Here is a 23,030-nt window from a genome sequence, read left to right as displayed (position 1 = left end):
TAAGACGTAATGAATTGCAAAATTTTTAAGGGGGCGTGGAACGAATAGCAGACTCTACTAAGGGTCTTTCTTGAATCGAAGAGTCATTAACTAATTGCTCGTAGAGCTGTAGCAATCGCTGATTTAATTGTTCTAGATCGAAATGTTCCTCCACATACGCGCGCCCCGCTTTGCCCATTTCTTCCCACCACTGCGGATTTTGAATTAATTGCTCCAGTTTGCTGGCAAGGGCATCCACATCGCGTTCGGGAACTAAAAAACCAGAAACGCCATCTTGGACTAACTCAGGAATTCCACCATGATGGGTACTAATCACAGGAAGTCCCATCGCCATCGCTTCCTTTAAAACATTAATCGGAGCATCTTGGTTCCCATCCGCTGCTGTAACACTGGGGGCGATAAAAAGATGGGATTGGTTTAGAATTTCAATAATTTCTTGCTCGTTTTTCCAACCTAATAGCGCGATTGATTCTTCAGCACCTAAGTCATGAATTAAACACTGTAAATGCTCTTTGAGCGGTCCATCACCGATAATTTGATACTTTAGATTGGGATATTGTTGAATTTTTTGAGCAACAGCGCGAATCGCATACTCAATTCCTTTCTTTTCTACCAGTCTGCCAATGGTCGTAATTTGAATTGTTGGTTCAGCTTGACGACTTTGAAACGGAAATTTCTTACAATCTAACCCGGAAAAGTGAACCTGAGTCCGCGCTGGATCGGCACCTAAATGAATGACTCGCTGTCGGAAGAACTCGCAATTCACCAGGAAAAAGTCCCCGGCTTGAAAAAGGTCATCATAAACATGTTTACCCTGTTTTTGAACATAGCAACTAATATCATGTCCGCGAAACGTGATAATTAACTTTGGCTGAGGACGCAACAGGGCTTTGAAGAACATTCCGCGATAGCCTTGAGTAGCAAATTGGCAGTGAACAATATCATAAGTTGGTTTATTCATTAAAGGAATGGCAGAATATAAAAGCCATAATCCTCCGGAAAGTAAACCATGTTTTCTTAGATTAAGTGTCGATAATAACAAGCGAGGAGATTGGTGAAAGTGAGTTAGAAATAAGGCAATTCCTTTACTCAGTCGCCAGAACAAATTATTAGGAATTGATGGTAGTAAATAAGTTCGTTCTAGTAATTGGAATTTATGAACATCAGGATGAACGCAAGAACAATCCCCCCAATATTCAGTGTAAATATCAACTTCATGCCCTTGCTCAATAACTCCTGTAATTTGGTTAAGAATAAATGTCTCTGAGAGCATGGGAAATTGACCAACAATGAAAGCAATCCGCATAAATTTCCTCCTAACCCCGAAGGGATATTCCTCCCAAGTTCAGTCGCATTTTCTCCCACGCGCTGATGTACCTGACATAGAAAATCACCAGAGAAACAACAATGCGATGATGCCAGTGGTTCAATTGAGAGGTTCTAAAAGCATTGATCATGAAGTTGACTGGTGGAGTGAGGTCATCTAGTAATAGGCGAGCAAACATTCTCTGGCGAGCCAGAAAAGAGTTTTTTGAACGCACATGTAGATCATAAACGCCACCGGCTAAACGAATTGTGCGTTGATGGAGTTGTTTCCAACCCTGACGCGCCGGATGCTTGACTTCGACATCAGCCACATAAATTTGCTGATATCCGGCTTCAAAGACTCGCCTTCCCCATTCGAGATCCCCATTGGATTTCAGTTGGGTGTTAAATGGACCGACTTTTTCAATGACAGAGCGCCAGGTAAAGACATTAGCCGTTGCCCCGCCGTGAAAGTTTTTTAAGAGCTTTTCTTGGGGAAAGGCTGTCATACTTTCATAAAGTTCGACGGGGGTTGGCTTTTGCGGATCTTTGAAAAATAGATCCACTTTGCCGATCACTTGTCCACAATTGGGGGAATGAGATAAGTGATGAACGCCTTGTTCTAGCCAGTTGGGTGCGGGAATACAATCGGAATCGGTAAATGCAATGATGCTTCCCTTAGCGATAGAAAGACCCTTGTTACGAGCGGCATAAGAGCCAGGGGTCGATTCTTGAGTCGCGATCGCGAATTCAAATTCAGCAACAACTGCTTTCACTTGGGCTGCATCATCAGAACCGTTGTCAATTACAATCACTTCATACTGTGACTGAGAATAAGTTTGCTCAGCCAGCGCTTTTAAGCAAATTTGCAGTCGCTCCGCATCATTAAAGACTGGAATGATCACTGAAACAAATGAATAATCAGAATTTTCCATAGCACTTTACCTAAACCAGTCTAAGACACAGATGAAACCGAAACCGGATCATTGCTTGAGTTAGAAGATTCCTGCTTAAGCTTTGACCACTCTTCATCGGTAAAATTCTCGTGGTAAGAGCGCTCAACATTCACATTCCAAATATCATGTTCTTCACCAACAATATTCCTGGCTGCGAGCAAAGCGGTCAACATTGAATGGTCCTGGTTGTTGTAGCGATGCATTCCGTTACGCCCAACAGTTTGCAAGTTTTCAAACATTTCGAGATAGTCTTGCAACACTTGGAGGTGCTGGCGATACTCCCCGTCATAAACTGGATAAGCTTTACGTTGGCGAATCACACAGCCATCTTCCACGTCGCCTTCTTCAACCCCTAAATCGAGCTTGACAATTTCTTGGGAAGCTAACTGAATTAAGCTAGCTTCTGACCTTTCCCACAGATGATCGCCTTCGCTACAGAAATATTCCATTCCCAAGCAAGTTTTGCTAGCATCAGGAACCATCTCTGGACTCCAGTTCTTGAAGTTTTGAATGCGACCCACTTTGTAATCAGGACTATGAATGTAAAGCCAGTTATCGGGAAATAAATGTTCCCGATTCACCACTAGGGCGACAATCAGAAAGTCTCGATATTTCAGCCCTTGTGCAGCTGCTAAAATTTCTTCTGGAGGGAGAGGATCAAGGCGACGCACTAACAGGGAGATTGGCATCGAGTTAATCAAGTGGTTGGCCTCTAACTCAAAAGTGGAATTGCCCTGTTTTGCGATGACTTTAGTGATGCGCATTCCTTCTCGCTCCACTCGTACTACCTCTGTATTCAGATGAACCGGTGTTCCTCTTGCTTCGAGTTTCTCTTGGCAGCGTTCCCACATCATACCGGGTCCTAAACGAGGATAGTCGAAGGTTTTAATCAGGCTTTTGGCATCTTGACCGCCAAATAAAGTATTGAGCACAACCCGCTTGAGAGACATATTTTGAATGCGCTGGGCTGCCCAGTCGGCACGAATTTTATGGCAAGGAATTCCCCACACCTTTTCTGTATAAGTTTTGAAAAAAATGCGGTAAAGCCGCTCTCCAAAACAGTCAATTACCCAATCTTCAAGCGTATCTGCTTTGAATTCGGGATTGAGCCGTTTTCTTAGTTTAGCTTTGAGATAGCTCATTAGAATTAATGAACTTTGAAATGGACCTAGGTTACGTAAAGTTTTGACTATAGATAGGGGATAGTCGTAGAATTTACCACCATAGTAAATTCGTGATAATCTTGGCACTTGAATGAAGTCGTCTCCCAAAATTTCTTGCCAAATCGTTTGTACTTCGCCCACTTTCGTAAAAAAGCGATGTCCACCAATGTCAAAACGATAACCTTTATAAGTTTCTGTGCGAGAAATGCCTCCGACTTGATTCGATTTTTCTAAAACAATCGAGTTGACGCCATGCTTGACTAATTCATATCCGGCTGTCAAACCTGCTGGACCACCGCCGATAATAATTACAGAAGAGGAGTTAGAGGAGTTCAGGCCTAGTTAATTTGGCTTAAGTATAGTGTGGGCAATTTCGGGCTTTAATCAGGGTTTGAATAAGAAAAGTACTTATACATTCACCTTGAAAAACAAATGTGAGAAATTTGAGAAAATTACACGTCAAAGAAAAACTTATAGAGCTGTAATTCTTACCAGAACTGGCAAACGATCTATCCAACTTTGCCAGGGTTTTGTCGTGGTAATCCCTGTAAAATTTGCAAAAAATAGTGTTTGCTCACGCCATAAGCAAAGGTCGCTCCTCCGTAAAAGAAATAGAGCCAGTGCCAAGGAATGACTTGCAGCGTAAAAACTAAACCCCGCTTGCTGTAAAAAAAGCGGTAAACCTCCTGGTTGATGGCAATGAGCGCTAGAACTAAGGCGATACTGACGTAATAGAACCCAGGTGTGAGTCCACTGATAACCAAACTGCCCAGAAGTGCAAAAACCAACACGACACTGAAGCGGTTGGCATAGCTTAAGTTTAAGTCAGTCCCGAAGCAGCGATCGCGCAACATTAATTCCGTCCAAGGTAAAGCGCGGTAAAAAATTTCTGCTTTGAGTAAAGAAATGGGTTCCCATCGCTTAAGATGCTTGACTTGAATATTCTTACAAAGCCGAATGGAGTAGCCTTGCCGTTTCAGTCGGTAACCGAGCTCTATATCTTCAATGCAAGGTTGGCGATAACGCTCATCAAACCCGCCTACGGATTCAAACGCATCCCTACGAATGGCGCCGCAAGCTCCCCAAAAAGTTGATGCGACTTCCGCAGAAATTTGATGAGTATAATGATGAAATAAGTTTTTGTACTGAGACAAGAAGTTATGAGCACCTGGTGCATCATCATAAGATCCAATCAATGCTGCCAGATCAGGTTCTTTTTGGAATTGTTGTTCAATCAGGCGCAAAGCTTGAGGATGGAGTGCAACATCAGCATCAATGAAAAATAGTAAATCACTTTGAGCTGCTTTTGCTCCTAGATTTCTTGCTCTGGCTGGCCCTCCAGACGTTGGTAACTGTAGTACTTTTACCCCAAAGGCTTCTGCTACTTGCCAAGATCCATCGGTATCGCCATCACACACAACAATCACCTCATCAGGAGGAAGGACACTTTCGTTGATGCTGGCTAAGCAATGACGAAAGCTCTCTCCACCGTTATAAACAGGAATCACAACAGATATTGACATTACTATTAATAAAGAATGAAGACCCAATAAAAGGGTTAAGCTTAATTAGGATTTAATAATTCTAAAAGCTTAATCATCCCCCTAGGCTGTACTTACTTAAGTAATGAGTATAGTTTTGCTTGATATTTAGTGTCAAGTGCATTTTCTTCTTAATTGTAAGTTTATGCTTGCAAAATTCTTATGGGAAAGTATCTTCATTCTGTTTTAAATAATATCAAAAATCGATTGATCAGATCAATCAATTTTTGTGACTTTAAGGTTTACTGAATAAAAAGTAATCACTGATACTTTCTGGACATTTGCTCTCATTTTTTATTGCTTTTTTATGTTGAACATTTAATAATTAAAGCAAATGGAGTATAAGCGTTAATTTTAGAGCAAAGCATCAAGAGCAATGATGTTTAATATTGATTGTTCACTGAACGTAAAAAAGACTAGAATCTATTTTTCTGTTTTTAGGGAGAATTATATCTCCAAGTTAACGAAATTATATGCAGATTTTGTTGCCGTACTCAAAGCTTGAATTATGGATATTACAACTCCTGAATTTTCGATTGTTATTCCCACTTACAATCGCCCTGAGCGCTTACAACTGTGTCTGCAAAGCATTGCTCAGTTAGACTATCCTTGCACAGGCTTCGAAGTGATCGTCGTTGATGATGGTAGTCATATCCCGATAAAACCAATTACCGATCAATTTGCGGATCAGCTGGCTATACGCTTGATTAAGCAGAAAAATGCCGGTCCAGCCAGCGCTCGTAATACTGGCGCAGCCGAAGCTCGGGGAAATTACTTGGTTTTCACTGATGATGACTGTCAGCCCGATGCGAATTGGTTACAAGCTGTAGCAACAGCCCGTAATGAATGTCCTCAAGCTCTCATTGGGGGTCATACCGTCAATGCTTTATCTCAGAATCTTTACTCAACCGCAAGTCAACTCTTAATTGACTATATTTACGACTACTACAATCAAGATCAGAGAAATTCTATCTTTTTTGCTTCCAATAATTTTGCTATGCCTCGTCAACTTTTCCATAAAGTAGGAGGATTTGAGACTCATTTTCCGTTGGCTGCTGGAGAAGACCGAGAATTTTGTGATCGTTGGCGGCATCATGGTTTCACCATGTATTATAGTCCCGCCATGGAAGTTTACCACGCTCATACCTTAACATTAGGGTCTTTTTGGCGACAGCATTTTAACTACGGTAGAGGTGCTTTCTGCTTTCATCAAATTCGTGCCAAACGAGAAGCAAAGTCGATACAAGTTGAACCTCTCTCCTTCTATATCAACTTATTGACTTATCCTTTTACCAAACTTTCCTCTCAACCTCAACTCCTCATTTCCGGCTTATTTTTTCTCTCGCAAATAGCAAACGTTATGGGCTTTGCTTGGGAACGGACTAAGCAGCAGAGTAGACCTGAGTCGGTACAATCCTAAATCCCCCTGGATAAATGGAGATTCTCTAAATCGATGAACCAACTACAAACTATAATCTTTCGCCTCAGTGCAGGAAACCGCAATGTTTTTGGAATCATGTTGCTCTCAACAGCTTTGGTCATCCTGATCAGGCTGTTGGGACCGCTAAGAATTCATGGGGATCTGAGTACGCAGCTGGAAGCAGCTTATCGACTGGTTGAAGGATCAGGACTGACAAATGCTTTCTCCTCTCAATTTGATCTTAATCAACCTCCAGTCTCAAAGTACTTAACTCATTTCCCTCCAGGATTATCTCTGTTGGTATCAGCTTTTCTTTTTTTCAATATCCCACTTGCGATTACCCTTAAGATTATCTATGGCTTAACAACTTTTATGGGCTGGCTCGGCTGGTCTGTTATTAGCTCTCGATGCCTTTTATCTCCTCTCAAGATTGGTTCAATTTTTTTACCAATTCATTTAATTATTGCAATCCTTTTACCAATTTTTTATACTCCACCGTGGACTTTTCAAGGAACCGATATATTTCTGTGGGCAGGTGTTCCTTTTATCACTCTATTGCTATTATTTTCACCTAGAAATTATATTGGGTCGATTAATACTATCATAGCAGGCTTCGGGATTTTTTTATTAATCTCATTTCGCTATGCGAGTGGTTTTCTTTTAATAGCGGCGTTTCTGATAACTTTGCAGATGGAGATGCCAAGAATTAAATCTTTTTTAAAGCGTTATACTATTTTAACTTTGCCTGGTTTAACTTGTACGGTTTTAATAATAATTTATTTTAATTGGCAAATCGGTATAAAAGATAATGAAATTGCGACTTCTAATTTACTAGAAACCCATGGAGCAAGGTACTTAAATCCTGATTTGATCAAGTTAATATTTGAGAGTTTAGAAAAACTACTATCAAGTTTTTCAAATTTATATATTTTGACTGGTATTGAGACCAACCAATTAGAAAGAATTATCCAATCTAATTGGTTAATTAATTATGTGTTGGGAATAGTATTTTTATGCTTAATTATTTCTCTCTGTATTAATCTAGTTTCTAATGACCTCAAAAAAAAATATACTAATTTTTTAGGTCCTAGCATTTTAACAAGTCTTTCCTATCTTTTGGTTTCACTAATTTTATTTTCAGCTATCCTTGTTTTTATCATTTCTTATAGCCCACTCATTATAGATAGATATTATTTGCCAGTTCAACCTTGTTTAATTTTAATTACTTATAAAATAGTAACGCTTTCAGATTTTAATCAGTTACTAAAGCAGCTATCAATGATATTAATTATTGCCTTTATTTTATATAGTCTTATCCTTAGACCAGCTCGTTACTTTATGGATGAGAGTCGAGATTTAATATCTTTAGTTTTAGCAGCATGGACAGCTCAAATATCTGATATTCGCTATCCCAGTAACGAAATTCTTACTTTCCATCAGGAATCTCTCAAGCTTTTAACTAAAATTGAAACTCAAGAGTCAAATGTTTTATTCTTTATTCAAAATTATTCGTTATATATGAGTTATTTTTATTTCGATAATCCAAGGCAAGTGAGGCATATACCTGATAGCTCATTTTGGAAAAATGCTTATTTAAGTCAACCTACTAGAGTGTTTTGGGTAATCAACAATCCGCAATGTCCTTCAATTTGTGCTTCTCCAGGAGGATTTAATTCGGATCAGCCAACAGCACTGATTCAACAACTTACATCTCTACCTAATTTAGAAGTCGTTTTTACTAACCCCGCAGAAGGAACTAAAATTATGGTTTCTGATCTACCTGCTGGTTATCAGTTTGGTAAATGAATGATTGAATAGGGACGGAAGCGGAAAAGTAAAGGCAATACTGTGATCTCAGCTTAAGTAGGTGAGTGCATCCTAGTTATGCAATGAGCATAAATACTCAGGTTTAAAGCAGAAAGTTAAAGCCAAATGGCAGGAGTGGTAATCTTTAGGACTATACATTTTCTTTTTACCTCAATATTGCTCTGAGCTCAATCCCATTGAAACCGAATGGCTTGACTCTCAAAACTCTTACTGGCACGCAGCCCAATCACTGATTTTCCTAAAAGGACTCGTCGCGGCTGATTAAATAACCAAGCCGTTAGACTCGACTCGACCCGACATTGTTGATAACCAGATTGCGCATAGAGTTTTTGAGCGGCGGTATTATTATCCAGGACGTGGAGATAAATTTCTTTAAATCCCCACTGATTCGTCAGTTGCTCGCAACTTCTCAACAAACGCTGAGCAATTCCTTGTCGGCGGTGATGAGGACTGACCGCTAAGTTAGAAATATAAGTGGATTGATATTGTTTGGGAATCCAACCTTCTGGACAATTTAGACAGAGTTCAACGGTTCCGGTGACTTTTCCCGTAGAGGCAGCCGTTGCCACTAAACAAGTATAATAAGCGCGATCGCTGCACATGCGACTGCGAATATCTTCATAAATCCCCAATTTCAAGAAAGGATACATCAACATTCCCAAGCCTTGAGAAGGATGAAAGCTATGGGTCAAAACTTCGGTTACGCCACCGAGATCATCAATGCGTGCCGGACGAACCGTAAAGCTATCAGTGGAACAGGGATTAGATGCAGCAGCAGAAGTGGGAAAAGGAGAAGAGTAAGCGTTCACAGTCATTCTAAGCAAGAAATCTGACTTAGCAAGATAGAGGAGAGCATTTCCACAGAATCATTAGAGTCTGAATACAGTTGTCGAAACTGATTCATCAGCAAGAAAGTTTAGTCTTCTGTCAATTGAAAACCGTCGACCCAGTTATTTGGGTTTAGTTTTTCTGCTTTCCATTGAGGTCGTATCAAAGCCACTATCTTAATAATTTTAAACTTTCAAACAGGTTGATTTTAGCACACTTTATACTTAATACAGAGCAGGATGAGGCACTTTCTTTTCACAGGGGCCCCTCACTTCCAGGTTAAATCAGATATCAGATATCAGATTATCAGGTATAAGGGTTGTTGGTTCTTAAATATCTAAGCCATCGCTGCAGCAATCCAGAATAAACCATCGACAAGGAGGGTACTTAACACGGCACCGCTAAAAGCCCACCAAGGAAGAGTATTCTGTTTGATGCCAAAAATCCCGACTCCCGAGAGAAGACTCACAATTACAATGGCACAAACGACACTCCAAGGGGTTTGCATCTGTACCAGCGCATCTTGGAAAATGGGCTTATACAGTGCCGGATCAACCCGCATTAACTCTCGCCAATGAGGCATTAAACCGGTGAGATAAAAATAGACATCGGTTAGAGCAGTTCCCAGTAAAGAACCTAAATAAAATAAATTCCCCACTTGTCCCCAGCCTCTTGCCAAGGCGAAAAAGGCAAAGGGTAAACCAATCGCCTCAACAGGAAGATGAATGATGGGTTCCCACCGAAACCAACCCCAATAGATTGATCCGGCTAACCAACTCCAGCTAAAACCAATCATTAGATCTCCCCAAAGAGAGGTTTTTGGGCGTCTAAACCAAGCAATACCTAACCCAATCCAGCCTAGAGTTAAGACTAAGCTGAGTAGTGGAAACTCCCGCACCATGGGTGCTTGAGCAAAAACTGGAATCGAAACTAAAAAGCCGGATGCCCCAAAAACAAGCCAACGTTTTTGCTTGAGTAGGAACGCTCTGGCGTAAATTTGGAGTCGTTGGCTGACTTCGGTTATTGATAAGGGGAACCAGGAACTCTTAAACAATGTTTTAATCTTCTTAACTAATCTTTACTAATTGTAATATAACATAAGGAGTCAGATCCCCCCCAGGGGGATATAGATTATCTTAACATTGGAAATTCGTCCTTGGTTATTAGTCATTGGTCATTTGTACTAACCCATTTCTATGTCATCCCTGCTTAATTTCTGAGAGCAGGCGTTGAGCGACTTCTGAACTAACAGGCAACACGGAGAGTCGATTCCCTTTTTTCACTACGGCTAATTCTTCAGGAGTAAACATGGCTTTGAGTTGAGGAAGCGAAAGTTTCTGCGCCAACTTTTGCATAAATTCTACTTTGACGGTTTGCCAACGAGGCTGTTCTGCTGTGGCTTTTGGATCGTAATATTTGCTTTTGGGATCGAATTGTGTGGGATCGGGGATGTTCGTTTCGATAATGCGCGCTAGACCAACAATGCCAGGCGGTTTAACATTAGAGTGATAGAAAAAGGCAACATCTAGAGGCTGCATTTCACGTAAAAAATTCCGCGCTTGATAGTTCCGCACTCCATCCCAAATGGCTATTTTTTCTTGCTGTAAATCATTGATGTTGTAGTCATTCGGTTCGGACTTTAAAAGCCAGTAGTTCATAAGTTGTCAGGGATAATCTCCTTGCTCAATTATGTCTCAGCTTGCCATTTGATCCTACTGATGAACATTTCCACCTGAAATTTCTCTCGTCTCAAAACTTGTCCTCATGAAAATTCAAGGCTTAGGTGATGCCTTGATGCGGAAAGAAGGTCTGAAATGGGGTCAAAACCAGTTATGTCGCGATCGCTGCCTTGAGATGAAACCTGAGTTAAACCAAAGCCTTCTGTTCCTTCCTCAAATGATTCAGGCGTTAGCAGCCAAAAGTAAGAATATACTTTCGTGAAAGTACTGAAAAATGCCGATAATTGAGCGATTCTGCTCTCATCAGTGTAAAATTTCCTGTAATATTGAGCAATTATTCCTCTTTCTGGTTGATGAATCTTACATGAAAGGAAAAAAGACTTGGTCAAAACGAGATCTACGACTATAATCCTCACTGTAAGCCTAATTTATTCCCGAGGAAGACTGGTGATTGCAATTTACCCTGGTAGTTTCGATCCCATTACCTTTGGGCATCTCGATATTATTGAACGGGGAACACAGCTGTTTGATCGCGTGATCGTGGCAGTTTTGTGTAATCCTAAAAAAGAACCGCTCTTTTCTGCGGAGCAGCGTATCCAGCAAATTAAAAATTGTACTCAGCATTTATCTAGTGTAGAAGTCGATCAATTTGCTGGCTTAGCGGTAGAATATGCCAAGCAACGAAATGCTCAAGTGCTTTTGCGAGGGTTACGGGTGTTATCCGATTTTGAAAAAGAGTTACAAATGGCTCACACCAATCACACCCTTTGGGAAGGCATGGAAACTGTATTTTTGGCGACGTCCAATGAGTATAGTTTTCTCAGTAGCAGTGTTGTTAAAGAAATTGCTCGTTTCGGTGGCTCGGTTGAGCATCTAATTCCTAAAAGTGTTGCCCAAGATGTGTATAAATGTTACGCAATAACTCCTACAGCAAATCCGAATCCAACCCATCAGAAAACCAACCTTCCCCAGAACAATTAATCATCCAAAAAAAATTGGAAAAGGTGGAAGAGTGTATCAGTACTAGCCATAATCTTCCCTTTACTCCTTATAAGTTTATTAATGAGGAGGAGTTTTTTAGTAGTATGGATGAGGTCTGGGACAACCTTGATGCGGCTTTCGATGAAGCTTATTCCATCTTGGAAGAAAAGCAGAGTATCCTTCAACAAGCTCATGCAGAGCGTCACTCTCTGTTAGAACAAGCTCACCAAGAAGCTGAGCAAATTAAGAGTCAAACGCGGATTGTTCAGCAAGCCCGTCAAGAAGCGGCACAAATCCAAACTCAAACCCAGCAAGAATGTGATGAGTCTCGTCGAGCCACTTGGCAAGAAATTCAACAACTCCGCCAAAAAGCAGAAGCCGAATGCGAACAATTGCGTCGGGAAGCAGAGGAATATGCAGCATCCATACTAATGGATTTAGAAAATGATTTGAAGGAAATGCTTAAGGTGACTCGCAATGGTCGAGCAACCCTCAACGTTACTGAAGGGAAGGAAGCGCCGCAAAAGCAAAAGCCGAAGCGGAAAGCGAGTTAAGGTTATTGGTTATTAGTCATTGGTCATTAGTGATTTGGCAACTGGTGGCTGAGAAACGATTTATTTTATCAAGTCACAAACTTAAACTAAAAAATCTAATGAATAGCCTAGCTCTTGTTACGATAATGCTGACTCTGGCTGCGATTCCCAGTACTAGCGTCGCTCTGGTAGTGACTCATGCTGCGACATTAGGTTTATGGCATGGCACAGCGGTTTCAGCTGGCATTGTCTTAGGCGATCTCATTTTTGCCATGTTAGCTATTCTGGGCTTGACAGCTCTCTCAGAAATTATGGGAACATTTTTTCTGTTGATTAGATACGCAGCAGGGATCTACTTGATCTGGTTTGGTATCAACCTGATCAGGAGTCGAAATCAGACCATCAAATTGGAGCAATCCCCCTCAAGGAGTGGGCTTGTAGCCAGCTTCCTAACCGGTTTATTGGTAACGTTGGGGGATATAAAAGCTATTTTTTTCTATGCCAGTCTTTTTCCAACCTTCTTAGAGCCTTCAACCTTGGGCTACGCTAAGATAGCCTGGGTGCTTGGGATCATTATTGTGACTGTGGGAGGAGTAAAGCTGACTTATGCAGTTCTCGCTAAAAAAGTAGCAACAATCGCTCTGAGATTCTCAATCGCCAAACCGGCAAAGGTCGCTTCTGGAAGTTTGATGATTGGTTCCGGCACTTATCTGATTGTCAAAAGTTGATGCTGCAATCCCATTGTCCAATTGTTAGCTAGTTAATCCATCAGCACAGCCGACAGTTGAATTTTTCTGGTTAGATACCGAAAATAATTGCCATCGCTGGCTTTCACTGTTCACGATCTCCCTTCTTGTCTTGGTAGTTGCTGACTAGTGAGTGCTGACCTTTCATTCATAAAGTTCTACGGCAAACACTTCTGCAAAGTGGCGGATGAGGGTTGTGCGTACATCGGATAAAGTAATATCCGGACAAAATTGTTGGAGACTGCCCACAGCGCGATCGCGGATGCCACAAGGAACAATTTGAGAAAATCCACTCAGATCGGGACAGACATTTAAGGAAAAGCCGTGCATGGTTAGCCATCGTTTGGCTTTAATTCCGATCGCGCCCACTTTTACCCCTTCTACCCACACGCCCGTCAATCCCACTTCTCGTTCGGCGGTTAAACCGTAGTCGGCGAGAGTGCGAATTAAGACCGTTTCCAGTTGTCGGAGATACCAGTGCAAGTCACAGCGATAATAGCGTAGGTTCAAAATGGGATATCCCACCAGTTGACCCGGGCAGTGATAGGTAACTTCTCCGCCTCGTTCTGTGCGATATAAAGGCACTGTACTGTTTGCCGGGTCAAATTTAAGGTATTGTTCCGTTGCACCGGTCCCCAGGGTATAAACCGGCGGATGTTCTAGTAAGAGGAGAACATCATCAAGGTCAGGATTATGCAAGCGCTCATTAATCAGCGATCGCTGCTGTTGCCATGCCACTGTATATGGCACAATTCCTTGCTGCTTTAAACAACAAAATCGTTTCAATTCGATCAAATTTCCTTCATTTTTCTCAATATTACCAAGAAATGTTAACAACCATTAAAAAGCACATCAGACCTGATCGTTAATCAGAACACAAAGTGTTAGGGTAGAAACAGAAAAGACAGGACAAGGGAGGAGATATCCTTTATCATCAACAAATCCCTTCAGTTGATCAAAAGTTCACCCCAATTATAAGGAACTTCAAGAGAAGGAAAAATGTTGGTGCTTTTTACGATTTAGCCATGCTGTAGTCCGAAAAACTATTATTAGCAAATCGGCAAACAATCCAGGGAAAATTTATGCCAATCCACTAAGGATTTCTTAATTAAAAATTAAGCCTAATTGCTTGCTTAGTGTCATTGAAGATACAATAATCTTCTTAGCCCAAAGCCAATTTGGGAAAGAAGATTAATCAATTAAAAAATGTTAGAAGATGGAGTAGCTAACAATGAAGCTTTTGATTCAGGGCAATAACATTGAAGTAACTGAAGCCATCCGCAATTATGTTGAAGAAAAACTGGAAAATGCAGTCAAACACTTCCAACAAATCACCTCAAAAGTGGATGTCCATTTATCAGTCGCCCCTAATTCTCGCGTCAGCGATCGCACGAAAGCAGAAGTCACCGTTCACGCCAACGGGAAAGTGATTCGAGCGCAAGAGCAAAGTGGAGATTTATACGCCAGCATTGATTTAGTTGCCGATAAAATTGCCCGTCAGCTTCGTAAATATAAAGAAAAACATTTGCACAAAAAAACGCATGATAGCCCAAAAACAGCAGAAACCGTTGCCCCTCAACCAGTTGATGGCAACTTAGTTGATGATCGCGCCCCAGAACTTCCAGAAGACGTGGTTCGGGTCAAATATTTTGCGATGCCTGCGATGACAGTCATGGAAGCAAAAGAGCAACTCCAGCTGGTGGATCATGATTTTTATGTGTTCCGGAATCAAGAGACGAATGAAATCAACGTGATTTACCAACGGAATCACGGGGGATATGGTGTGATCCAACCTCGCAACGGCAATGGTCATACCCATGGCATGCTGTATGAAAAAGTCCATGGCGGTGACCGTAAAGCCCAGCAAGTTGCCCCAATGGATGCAGACAACGAACTGAATGAGTGCCCTCCTGCGGAAGTGTAAGGCGGGTCAGCGGTCAAAAAGAAAGGGAGAAGACAAGGTAAACAGATCAATAAATACCACTCCCTTTCTCCTGTCTACTGGCTCTGCTTTCCTTGTTTGGTCTCTGATGATTAAAGTTCAGTTGTTTGATAATCTAGAATGGCTGTAACTTACACCTAACCATCAATGCTGGATTTAAGTCAGAAGAAAGCCCTCGTTACAGGGATTGCTAATAATCGCTCGATCGCGTGGGGAATTGCCCAGCAACTTCATCAAGCGGGCGCAGAAATGGGAGTCACTTATCTGCCCGATGATCGCGGAAAATTTGAAAAAAAGGTCAGAGAATTAGTATCTCCCCTCAACCCCAGTTTATTTGTCCCCTGTAATGTCCAAGATGATGCGCAAATTGAGGCAACCTTCCAAGCCGTAGCTGAAAAATGGGGAAAACTCGATATTCTCATCCACTGCTTAGCCTTTGCTGGAAAAGAAGAACTCTCGGGGGATTTTAGCAAAACTTCCCGCGATGGATTTAAGCAAGCCTTAGACATTAGCACCTATTCCCTAACGCGGTTGGCGCAAGCCGCAAAACCGCTAATGACGGATGGGGGAAGTATTGTCACCCTCACTTATCTGGGGGGAGAACGAGTGGTTCCTAACTACAACGTGATGGGAGTTGCCAAATCAGGCTTAGAAATGAGTATGCGTTACCTTGCAGCGGAACTAGGGGAACAAAATATTCGGGTGAATGCGATTTCTGCAGGACCGATTCGGACGTTGGCATCCTCTGCCGTGGGAGGTATTTTAGATATGATTCATCATGTCGAAACAGTTGCCCCCCTCAAACGAACGGTTACACAAACGGAAGTGGGTAATGCTGCCACTTTCTTATGTAGCGATCTCGCCAGTGGGATTACTGGACAAGTGTTATATGTTGATTCTGGATATAACATTATGGGGATGTAATTGGTTTGTCATTTGTCCTTAGTTATTTTTTGTTTTTAGGTTTAATTTAGATCATGCAACTTTCTGAGCGTCCTCTTGCTAACGCTTCCTTCACACCGCGTACGGCATCGGTTTCTCGTACCACAGGAGAAACCGATGTTGCTGTTACTTTAAATTTAGATGGAGAAGGGAAGTGTCAAGCGAACACTGGCATTCCGTTTCTTGACCACATGCTTCATCAACTGGCGTCTCATGGCTTATTTGACTTGGAAGTTCAAGCCACAGGAGACATCGAAATTGATGATCATCATACCAACGAAGATGTTGGCATTACCCTCGGTCAAGCTTTTGCTCAAGCCTTATCAGATCGGAAAGGGATTCACCGCTTTGGTCATTTTATTGCCCCTCTCGACGAAGCCTTGATTCAAGTGGCATTAGATTTTTCCGGTCGTCCTCATCTTAGCTATGGCTTGGAAATTCCAACGCAACGAGTAGGAACCTATGACACGCAACTGGTGAGAGAATTTTTTGTTGCTGTGGTCAATCATAGCCAAATCACTTTGCATATTCGTCAGCTAGATGGAATTAACTCTCACCACATTATCGAAGCCACCTTTAAGGCATTTGCCAGGGCGTGTCGGGCTGCAGTAGAACTCGATCCCCGTCGCTGTGGTCAAGTTCCGAGTTCTAAGGGAGTGCTTTAATCAGTTCCTTCAATCCACCCTGACTCTAACTGCACGAACTTGGTTGGAGGATCTGTCTATTACCTTGGTGAGGCGTGATTACCGATCCCGAACGATTACTGATGGGTCAAAAAGGGAACAGCGATGACTTCTGCTTCTGCGTCTCCAATTGCTACTTTTAACCCTTCTCCCCCAGCTTTAGTGCGAATATAACCTAAGCCTTTCACTCCTTCTTCTGTTTCCAAAACTCGCGTCAGTTTTCCCACTTTCTTCCCGTCGAGAGTAATCGGTGTATCAGGGTCAACCCGTTGTGATAAGCGCAGTCCCCACAACCGTTGTTTGACCCCTTGATAAGTATTGAGGCGCGCGATCGTTTCTTGACCAATGTAACAGCCTTTATCAAAGGAAATGGCTTCCCAGAGACCGGCTTCGAGGGGATTATAGTCTTCTGTTAGTTCATAGTCTGGTAAAGGTCTGCCTTGTTCTAAACTGAGTTCATCCCAAGCTGTTTCGGAAATGGGAACTGCACCGGTATTAGTTAGAGTATCTTGCAATGCGGAGGCGTTTTCAGAAGCGACGATCAAAGTATAACCCGGAAGAGCGATTTCGGTTCCCACGGCAAGACGCACTGGCATCTCATGAATCGTTGTCATTTGATGAGTGGCAAAAGATTGTTCTAAGGTTGTCTCTATTCCTAACTTTTCCATTAAGGCTGGACTTTTTTCTCCCATCAGGGTGTAGATGGTATAACTTTCAGAAACGTTATTCAAAGTGACGCGATCCATCGGGAACAAATACCGATCAAGCCATTCCATTAAAAATTGCGTCCGCTTCGCTGAAAGCAGTAGTAAAACCGTTTCTTCTGTCACATAAACGGTCGCCAGATCCAGAGTGCGACCCGTGGCATTCACAAAAACGGCTTGGCAACCTTGACCGGGTTTGAGGCTTTTAATCTCATTCGTCGTTTGATTATGGAGAAACTGTAAACAGTCTTCTCCAGTTAATGCAATGATTCCACTGTGGGTGTGTTTATAAATCCCTACCTGTTGACGGGCAATTTGCTTTTGTTCTGAATGACGATTCATGTTCCTCTACTGTTTTAAGCTTGCAAATAAGTGTTCCACTTGTTGTTTGGCTTTGACATCTAATTTTTCCCAGTCCACTTCCCCTGTTTCTGGGTTTAAGAGAGAGGTATCTACTGCAACGTTTAATTCTGAATCAATGGGAACACTGCCTCGTTGATAGTCTTGAAAACAGACTTCAAAACACAGTTCCCATAAATTAACTTTGATTTCTTGATCCTGAGAACTTAAACACAATTCATAACCGGGAATCGGGGTTTGGACTTCTTGATAGCTTTCTCGCCAAGCTGATTCCTCTAGAGCTTTACGTAAATTATCAACCACTCGAATATAAGCTGGTTGCATCAGCATTTGCGTTTGTTCCCATGCCCGGGAATCGGTAATTTTAGGAATCATGATTTTCCCCTTGACCGCCTTCTCTGGTCACAATTTTGGGTAGAGCAGTTGCTTGGAGATGCTCCACCCAACTGCTAATGTTTTCTTGTCCAATGCCTTGTAAGGCTTCGAGGAGATCACAACTTTGCTCAATGAGTTGGGTGACATCAATTTCTGAATAAACCGGTTCATACTTTTCTAAGCGTCCCATTCCTTCCCCTAATAAAATGACTGCCCCTCGCCAGTTAGAATTACTGAGATGGTAGCAGCCAACAGCAATTTGCAACAGTCCCTGATAGAAGTCGCGGTCAAATACCTCTGCTTCCATCCACAGCTCCTCAAAGGTATCGTGACACGCATAGAACTGTTGCTCATTAAATTCTGTGATGCCTTGCCAAAAGGAAGATGATGGCATAATTGGTCAGGATCAATGGCTTATCCCATGCTTTCACGAACTTCTTTGATGTAGTCTAAGTCAATGTCTTGTTTGTCTCCGGCGAAGTCGTGATCTTCGGTTAAAAAGAGCATACAGTGGCATTCTTTCCGTTCCCGCATGGGGACACAAGGACAGTTCCAATACCCATGTTTCGCTTCCGCTTCTTTGTCTTCATAGTGGCGACAAGGACACAAGGGGGCACCGAGTTCCTCTTTATGTTTTGCTAACCCTTCAATTACCACAGAGGTAACCGATAAATCAGCGCAGAAATACGTCCCAGTGCGCTTGGCATAGGTTTGGGAAAAATTGCGCATAATGTTTAACGTAGATTCTTGGCTGACCTTAGAGTTTTGATTTTCAGTTTGGTTTTCGGTGTTGCTAGTCATGTTCCTTATTATTGCAATTTCCAATTTTTTATTTATTATTTTCTATCTTGCCTTAGTAAGGCTATGAAGATCAATCTATGGGTTTGTCTCCTTAAATGCGCTGCAATTTTGGATAGGTATTTTTAAGTGGTTGAATGCTTTAAATTTAGACTTTGCTCTCCCCGCCTCCGCTTAACCCGGACTGAAGTTTGTTACTTTCTTGTGGAGTCGGTTCTCCAGCCATTCCGTTACTAGCAGTTTGATTCATGCAAGAGGTCTGATAATTTAGATTCTACCATTTTCCAACTGCGATCGCGTTTGGTGAAGAAGATGAAGGATGATCCCTGTGATAGGTACAGAAATCGAGAGGCCATCGCTGCGATGTGGGATCGGGAAGATGGGATTGATACAATGGATCAAAGACGAATCGGGTGCGAATAAACTATGGATAGCATTCTCCTTAGAGAAGCAGCTCTGAAGCTTTCAGCATTCGAGAGAGCACAGCTCATTGATGCTCTTTGGCAGAGCCTTCACCCAGCTTATCAAGTAGCAATCGATCAGGCATGGCTTGAAGAATCAAGCGATCGCCTGCGTGGTGAAATGGTCCTCTCAGAGCAGAAAGAGAGATAGATAATCTTAGCAGTAACATAGGACGCCAATTTGTGGCTTTACGGAGTCTAATCATGGGAATTGAGGCGCACCCTGTACGCGGAGAAGGGTACCCCGAAAGTCATCAATATCTTCTAAGTGAAGAAAAAAAAGCGATTCATTCTTCAAAATATAGCCAAATCAGAATTCCAATAAAAACAAAAACACTAATATTTAAAGCAGTGTCAACAAAATTACTCATGAGTAATCGTTTCCTTAGATTTAACTGTTTTTAGGTCTTTCAGTAAACACATCAATAGCAAGAGGATGATAAAAACAAAGGGCATAGCTCCCAAAGCAATAATGGCTCGAACCGCCTCAATATTGCCAGTGAGAATCATAATCACGCCAAGGAGTCCAATAATCACCCCCCAAGTTAGCTTTCCTCTCGAACTTGGATCAGGATTGCCATCATCGGAAAACATGGCTAAAACATAAGCAGCACTGACAACGCTGGTGACAACAAACAAAAACGATACCAGAATGGTTGCGAGAACAGTAATTTGACTTAGGGGGAATAAACTTAAAACTTCAAAAGCAAGACCATCTAAGTTCGTTTCCAACGATTCCAGCAAGGGGAGTCCCTCACGGAGAACCGCATAAAAAGCGCCTCCCCCAAAAACCCCGAACCAGACCAGAGAAAACAGCGTTGGAACCAACATCACCATTAAGACAAATTCTCGAATCGTGCGACCCCGAGAAATCCGAGCAATAAAAACACTCACAAAAGGAGCCCAGGCAATCCACCAAATCATGTAAGTTAGGGTCCAAGATTTAAACCAGCTTCGTCCCACTTCCCCTTCAAAGGTATAGGTACTCAACCCATGCTGGAGAACATTGGCGGCATAACTGCCCAATGTATCGACAATCGTGTCCATCAGAAAGTGGGTAGGACCCGTAATCAGCACAAAAATTAGAAGAACGCTCGCGATCGCCATGCAGGCATTGGAAATTAAACTCATGCCCCGACTCAGATCAACGGTAAGGGGCAGCAGATAAGACACAAATAACAGGGCAAAAATGCCGAGAGCAAGGGGAAGCCCTGTTTGACCCCAATTAAAGACATAAGCAATCCCACTTTGCACTTGGAAGACTCCCATGGCAATGGATCCGGCAACCCCAACCGAAACCGCAGTGAAAGCCATCAAATCGCAAGCAGCAGCAACCGCCCCAGACCATCGTTTTGTCTTAAACATTTCCCGAATTGGCGCGCTAATGAGCGTTGGCGTTCCTTTGCGAAAACTAAAGAACGCAATAATCAGGGCTAAAGAAGAAAAAATTCCCCAAGCATGGATTCCCCAATGAAAGTTTGTCACAAATAGAGCACCCGTCGCTGCTGCTTGATTACTCTGAAAAAACGGTGATTGCTGCGCGAGGGCAAAGTGGGATAAGGGTTCAGCAGACCCCCAGTAGAGAAGACCGACCCCCATTCCTGCGGAAAATAACATTGCCAGCCAACTAATGGTTGAAAATTCCGGTTTTTCATCCTCCTGACCGAGCTTTAAGCGACCGTAAGGAGACAGAGCGAGCCAGAGACAAACGATCACAAAAGTAGTGACAGACAACATAATAAACCAGCCCCGACTCTCAAACAGAGTGTTGGTCGTTGCTTGGGCAAACTCAGCTAGTTTTTGAGCATTCCAGAGTCCAAAAAAAGCAACGAGACCATTAAGCACTAATGCTAAAAATGTTATTGGCTTTTTAAACATTTTAAAGTTGATCTCCTAGAAAGAATGAGTTTTGGCAAGTAGCGCATCATACACTAATTGAGCAGCACAAGTGATACGAAATTCAGTTAAGGAGTAACCGTAATGGGATGAGACGAGCCACCAAAGAAACTGTGCAAAACTTCTCATCAGTTGAAGTTGGAAGTAGGTCGCCTAGTCAAAAATTGCATCGATCGCGCGGATTCGATTTCTACCGCGGCGGAGTGTATCTCCAAACTGATCAATGTCTTCGAGAGTATCACAGACATCAGTCTCACGTCCCTGTTCTTCTCTTCTTCGACAAATATCGCGACGAATGTCGTCCCGAATGTCGTCCCGAATTTCATCACGGATACTATCCTCAATCACTTCTCCGAGACTGTCATCCGCTCGGGCTAAGGGGGTCATCAAGGGAAGCGTAAGAATGGCTAAAACTAAACTGGAAATAAGCTTCATCATCAGCATTGGTTTAAGGGACTAAACTAAAGGAATTGTAAAAGCGTTCAAAGTTAACCGCGTCATCATCGATGCCGAGCAGTAAATAAACGCGATCGTCGGTCATGCTGACAGTGGCAACAAAATATTGTCCAAACCCTTCCCCCGTCAACAGCCGAGCGGGCAATCCCTGAAAGGCAATCTCTTCAATGGCTAGGGTCGCCTGAAGTTGTTCATCCTCAACATCATTGACAATGCTGGTCACGGTTGCATCCAACAACTCTTTTTGGGAAAACTGATAGCGCAATTTCCGAGGAATATCAAGATAAGCAACTAGATAAAACTCAAATAGATCGACTTCATCAATGGCGGAAACCAAGACTGAATTGACATTCCACTCCAGTTCACGCTCTAAAATCATACTGGTGCCGGTCTGTTTTTCCGGATTTCCCGGCAAATCAATCACGTATTTTCCGACAGTGGGAGAAAACATTTCCCAAGGCAATGATTCGCTAACCTCCGTCTTTTCGACTTGGGCTAAGGTCGGAGGTTCAGCTTCTGCCTTGACTGACCAAGAAAAAGCCCCACCGGTTAAGCATAAGGCAAGTATGAGAGAGCGGAGATTCATCGTGAATAATAATATCTGGGTTAAATTAACAGTGAGAATTGAAGTGTGAGAACGAATTGCTCTTACACTCAGCGTGATGGCAACTGGCAGCAAATCGAAGATTTGATCGCGCACCTGATAGAAGCACCAACAAAACTTTGTTCAACTATCACACCAAAAGGTAAAAATTTTATGTAAAGGCTTTAAGACCATTCAGAACGAGAAACTTGCTATCAGTTTGCGCGATCGCTACAACAATGGATGAGCCAGTCACCAGAAATTGAGATACACCAAACGCTTCTCCTAGAGAGACGGCTAGAGATTCAACCGTTTGATTGGCATGGGCAAGGGCGATGTTGAGTGTGACCGCTGACTTCCCCCTCGCCGCCTTGCCATTAAACTTGACAAAAAGAAGCAATTTTGTTAACTCTACTCTTAATAAACTTTCAAGTTTACTCTTTTACCCCCTTGAAGAATGTTGTCAATTATTGGATCCTATACGGTGTGGCTGCCTTTATTAGCCACTGCTGGAGAAAGTGGCGAAGGCTATTCCAAAGCCCTGTCGATCGCGCTAAGTTTGCTCAGCCTAATGATTTTTTTCACCTGTGGCGTATTCCGAGAACTGGCAGCAGTGATTAAGCTGCCTCCGATTCTTGGCGATTTAATTGCCGGGGTAGTGATTGGGGTGTCTGGATTGCACTTTCTCATGCTTGAATCGGGTGGCGCAGCAGAAGTCAACCTAGCCTTCGTGACATCCTCCAGCACTCAATCAAAGATTAGAGTGCTGGCTTCCCATCCTCACGAATGGGCATTGCTCCCCTACGCCAGTTATCTAGGCACATTGCCCCCGACACCTCGACGGGGCTTAC

General features: G+C 42.5%; 27 protein-coding genes. 10 read left to right on the top strand and 17 right to left on the bottom strand.

The genetic code is table 11. From position 1 onward, the window contains the following. Positions 1–25: 25 nt before the first annotated feature. The 4 genes from GVY04_06015 to GVY04_06000 form a co-directional block, all read right to left on the bottom strand. On the bottom strand, positions 26–1,306 hold the full coding sequence (locus GVY04_06015; protein NBD15705.1) for a glycosyltransferase: 1,281 nt from the start codon (positions 1,304–1,306) through the stop codon (positions 26–28). Positions 1,307–1,316: 10 nt separating this feature from the next. Beyond that, a complete protein-coding gene (locus tag GVY04_06010; GenBank protein ID NBD15704.1) occupies positions 1,317–2,240 on the bottom strand; it encodes a glycosyltransferase in 924 nt (307 codons plus the stop codon). Positions 2,241–2,260: 20 nt separating this feature from the next. Beyond that, positions 2,261–3,760: an NAD(P)-binding protein gene (locus GVY04_06005; protein ID NBD15703.1), complete on the bottom strand. Its 1,500-nt coding sequence runs from the start codon at positions 3,758–3,760 to the stop codon at positions 2,261–2,263. Positions 3,761–3,933: 173 nt separating this feature from the next. After that, on the bottom strand, positions 3,934–4,947 hold the full coding sequence (locus GVY04_06000) for a glycosyltransferase (GenBank protein ID NBD15702.1): 1,014 nt from the start codon (positions 4,945–4,947) through the stop codon (positions 3,934–3,936). Positions 4,948–5,473: 526 nt separating this feature from the next. Between GVY04_06000 and GVY04_05995 the strand changes: the two genes are divergently transcribed. Together GVY04_05995 and GVY04_05990 are read left to right on the top strand one after the other, a co-directional pair. Then, positions 5,474–6,385, top strand: coding sequence for a glycosyltransferase (locus GVY04_05995; protein ID NBD15701.1), 912 nt, complete (start codon positions 5,474–5,476; stop codon positions 6,383–6,385). A gap of 33 nt (positions 6,386–6,418) precedes the next feature. Next, positions 6,419–8,191, top strand: coding sequence for a hypothetical protein (locus GVY04_05990; GenBank protein NBD15700.1), 1,773 nt, complete (start codon positions 6,419–6,421; stop codon positions 8,189–8,191). 188 nt (positions 8,192–8,379) lie between these two features. Here the strand turns inward: GVY04_05990 and GVY04_05985 are convergent, their stop codons facing one another. The 4 genes from GVY04_05985 to GVY04_05970 form a co-directional block, all read right to left on the bottom strand. Next, on the bottom strand, positions 8,380–9,027 hold the full coding sequence (locus GVY04_05985; GenBank protein NBD15699.1) for a GNAT family N-acetyltransferase: 648 nt from the start codon (positions 9,025–9,027) through the stop codon (positions 8,380–8,382). Between the two features lie 350 nt (positions 9,028–9,377). After that, a complete protein-coding gene (locus GVY04_05980) occupies positions 9,378–10,094 on the bottom strand; it encodes a DUF3120 domain-containing protein (protein NBD15698.1) in 717 nt (238 codons plus the stop codon). Between the two features lie 145 nt (positions 10,095–10,239). Beyond that, entirely contained in the window at positions 10,240–10,698 is a 459-nt protein-coding gene (locus tag GVY04_05975) for an EVE domain-containing protein (GenBank protein ID NBD15697.1), read from the bottom strand. A 104-nt stretch (positions 10,699–10,802) separates the two neighbouring features. Continuing rightward, the gene (locus tag GVY04_05970; GenBank protein ID NBD15696.1) at positions 10,803–11,108 is read right to left on the bottom strand and encodes a hypothetical protein; all 306 of its coding nucleotides are present in this window, start codon (positions 11,106–11,108) and stop codon (positions 10,803–10,805) included. A gap of 58 nt (positions 11,109–11,166) precedes the next feature. Between GVY04_05970 and coaD the strand changes: the two genes are divergently transcribed. The 3 genes from coaD (at position 11,167) to GVY04_05955 (ending at position 12,961) form a co-directional block, all read left to right on the top strand. Then, positions 11,167–11,700, top strand: a complete 534-nt coding sequence (gene coaD / locus GVY04_05965; protein ID NBD15695.1) for a pantetheine-phosphate adenylyltransferase — start codon at positions 11,167–11,169, stop codon at positions 11,698–11,700. After that, positions 11,628–12,254 (top strand): hypothetical protein, encoded by a 627-nt coding sequence (locus tag GVY04_05960; protein ID NBD15694.1) that lies wholly within the window; start codon positions 11,628–11,630, stop codon positions 12,252–12,254. The genes coaD and GVY04_05960 overlap by 73 nt, the downstream gene beginning before the upstream one ends. Positions 12,255–12,379: 125 nt before the next feature. Next, a complete protein-coding gene (locus GVY04_05955) occupies positions 12,380–12,961 on the top strand; it encodes a LysE family transporter (GenBank protein NBD15693.1) in 582 nt (193 codons plus the stop codon). Between the two features lie 162 nt (positions 12,962–13,123). Here the strand turns inward: GVY04_05955 and lipB are convergent, their stop codons facing one another. Then, a complete protein-coding gene (gene lipB / locus GVY04_05950) occupies positions 13,124–13,765 on the bottom strand; it encodes a lipoyl(octanoyl) transferase LipB (protein NBD15692.1) in 642 nt (213 codons plus the stop codon). 445 nt (positions 13,766–14,210) lie between these two features. Here lipB and raiA point away from each other — a divergent pair, with 445 nt between their 5' ends. The 3 genes from raiA to hisB all read left to right on the top strand — a co-directional run bounded on the left by raiA (position 14,211) and on the right by hisB (position 16,528). Continuing rightward, positions 14,211–14,903: a ribosome-associated translation inhibitor RaiA gene (gene raiA / locus GVY04_05945; protein NBD15691.1), complete on the top strand. Its 693-nt coding sequence runs from the start codon at positions 14,211–14,213 to the stop codon at positions 14,901–14,903. 165 nt (positions 14,904–15,068) lie between these two features. Continuing rightward, the gene (gene fabI, locus GVY04_05940; protein NBD15690.1) at positions 15,069–15,845 is read left to right on the top strand and encodes an enoyl-ACP reductase FabI; all 777 of its coding nucleotides are present in this window, start codon (positions 15,069–15,071) and stop codon (positions 15,843–15,845) included. 53 nt (positions 15,846–15,898) lie between these two features. After that, positions 15,899–16,528 (top strand): imidazoleglycerol-phosphate dehydratase HisB, encoded by a 630-nt coding sequence (hisB, locus tag GVY04_05935; GenBank protein NBD15689.1) that lies wholly within the window; start codon positions 15,899–15,901, stop codon positions 16,526–16,528. 95 nt (positions 16,529–16,623) lie between these two features. Here hisB and GVY04_05930 read toward each other — a convergent pair whose 3' ends face one another. From GVY04_05930 to GVY04_05915, 4 genes are read right to left on the bottom strand one after another with little or no spacing between them, the layout of a single operon-like run. Next, positions 16,624–17,592 carry a folate-binding protein gene (locus tag GVY04_05930; protein ID NBD15688.1) on the bottom strand — a complete coding sequence of 323 codons (969 nt, stop codon included), beginning with the start codon at positions 17,590–17,592 and terminating at the stop codon, positions 16,624–16,626. A 6-nt stretch (positions 17,593–17,598) separates the two neighbouring features. Continuing rightward, complete coding sequence (locus tag GVY04_05925) at positions 17,599–17,985, bottom strand: hypothetical protein (protein ID NBD15687.1); 387 nt, start codon at positions 17,983–17,985, stop codon at positions 17,599–17,601. Then, entirely contained in the window at positions 17,975–18,379 is a 405-nt protein-coding gene (locus GVY04_05920; GenBank protein NBD15686.1) for a DUF309 domain-containing protein, read from the bottom strand. The genes GVY04_05925 and GVY04_05920 overlap by 11 nt, the downstream gene beginning before the upstream one ends. Positions 18,380–18,399: 20 nt before the next feature. Continuing rightward, positions 18,400–18,786, bottom strand: coding sequence for a ferredoxin--nitrite reductase (locus GVY04_05915; GenBank protein NBD15685.1), 387 nt, complete (start codon positions 18,784–18,786; stop codon positions 18,400–18,402). A 423-nt stretch (positions 18,787–19,209) separates the two neighbouring features. On the opposite strand from GVY04_05915, the gene GVY04_05910 reads away from it, so the two are divergent. Continuing rightward, entirely contained in the window at positions 19,210–19,395 is a 186-nt protein-coding gene (locus tag GVY04_05910) for a hypothetical protein (GenBank protein ID NBD15684.1), read from the top strand. A 212-nt stretch (positions 19,396–19,607) separates the two neighbouring features. On the opposite strand, the gene GVY04_05905 is transcribed toward GVY04_05910, so the two are convergent. The 4 genes from GVY04_05905 to GVY04_05890 all read right to left on the bottom strand — a co-directional run bounded on the left by GVY04_05905 (position 19,608) and on the right by GVY04_05890 (position 22,579). Beyond that, positions 19,608–21,122, bottom strand: a complete 1,515-nt coding sequence (locus GVY04_05905; GenBank protein NBD15683.1) for a BCCT family transporter — start codon at positions 21,120–21,122, stop codon at positions 19,608–19,610. A 171-nt stretch (positions 21,123–21,293) separates the two neighbouring features. Then, on the bottom strand, positions 21,294–21,578 hold the full coding sequence (locus GVY04_05900; protein NBD15682.1) for a hypothetical protein: 285 nt from the start codon (positions 21,576–21,578) through the stop codon (positions 21,294–21,296). A gap of 10 nt (positions 21,579–21,588) precedes the next feature. Continuing rightward, positions 21,589–22,296 (bottom strand): hypothetical protein, encoded by a 708-nt coding sequence (locus tag GVY04_05895; protein NBD15681.1) that lies wholly within the window; start codon positions 22,294–22,296, stop codon positions 21,589–21,591. Positions 22,297–22,351: 55 nt separating this feature from the next. Further along, complete coding sequence (locus GVY04_05890; GenBank protein NBD15680.1) at positions 22,352–22,579, bottom strand: hypothetical protein; 228 nt, start codon at positions 22,577–22,579, stop codon at positions 22,352–22,354. A gap of 57 nt (positions 22,580–22,636) precedes the next feature. Here GVY04_05890 and GVY04_05885 point away from each other — a divergent pair. Further along, positions 22,637–23,030: hypothetical protein (locus tag GVY04_05885; GenBank protein NBD15679.1), on the top strand; the 394-nt coding region annotated here is incomplete at its 3' end.

The sequence above is a fragment of the Cyanobacteria bacterium GSL.Bin1 genome (assembly GCA_009909085.1).
Classification (GTDB): domain Bacteria; phylum Cyanobacteriota; class Cyanobacteriia; order Cyanobacteriales; family Rubidibacteraceae; genus Halothece.
The sequence above is the reverse complement of the archived record's forward strand: the minus strand, read 5'-3'. Positions and strand labels throughout refer to the sequence as shown.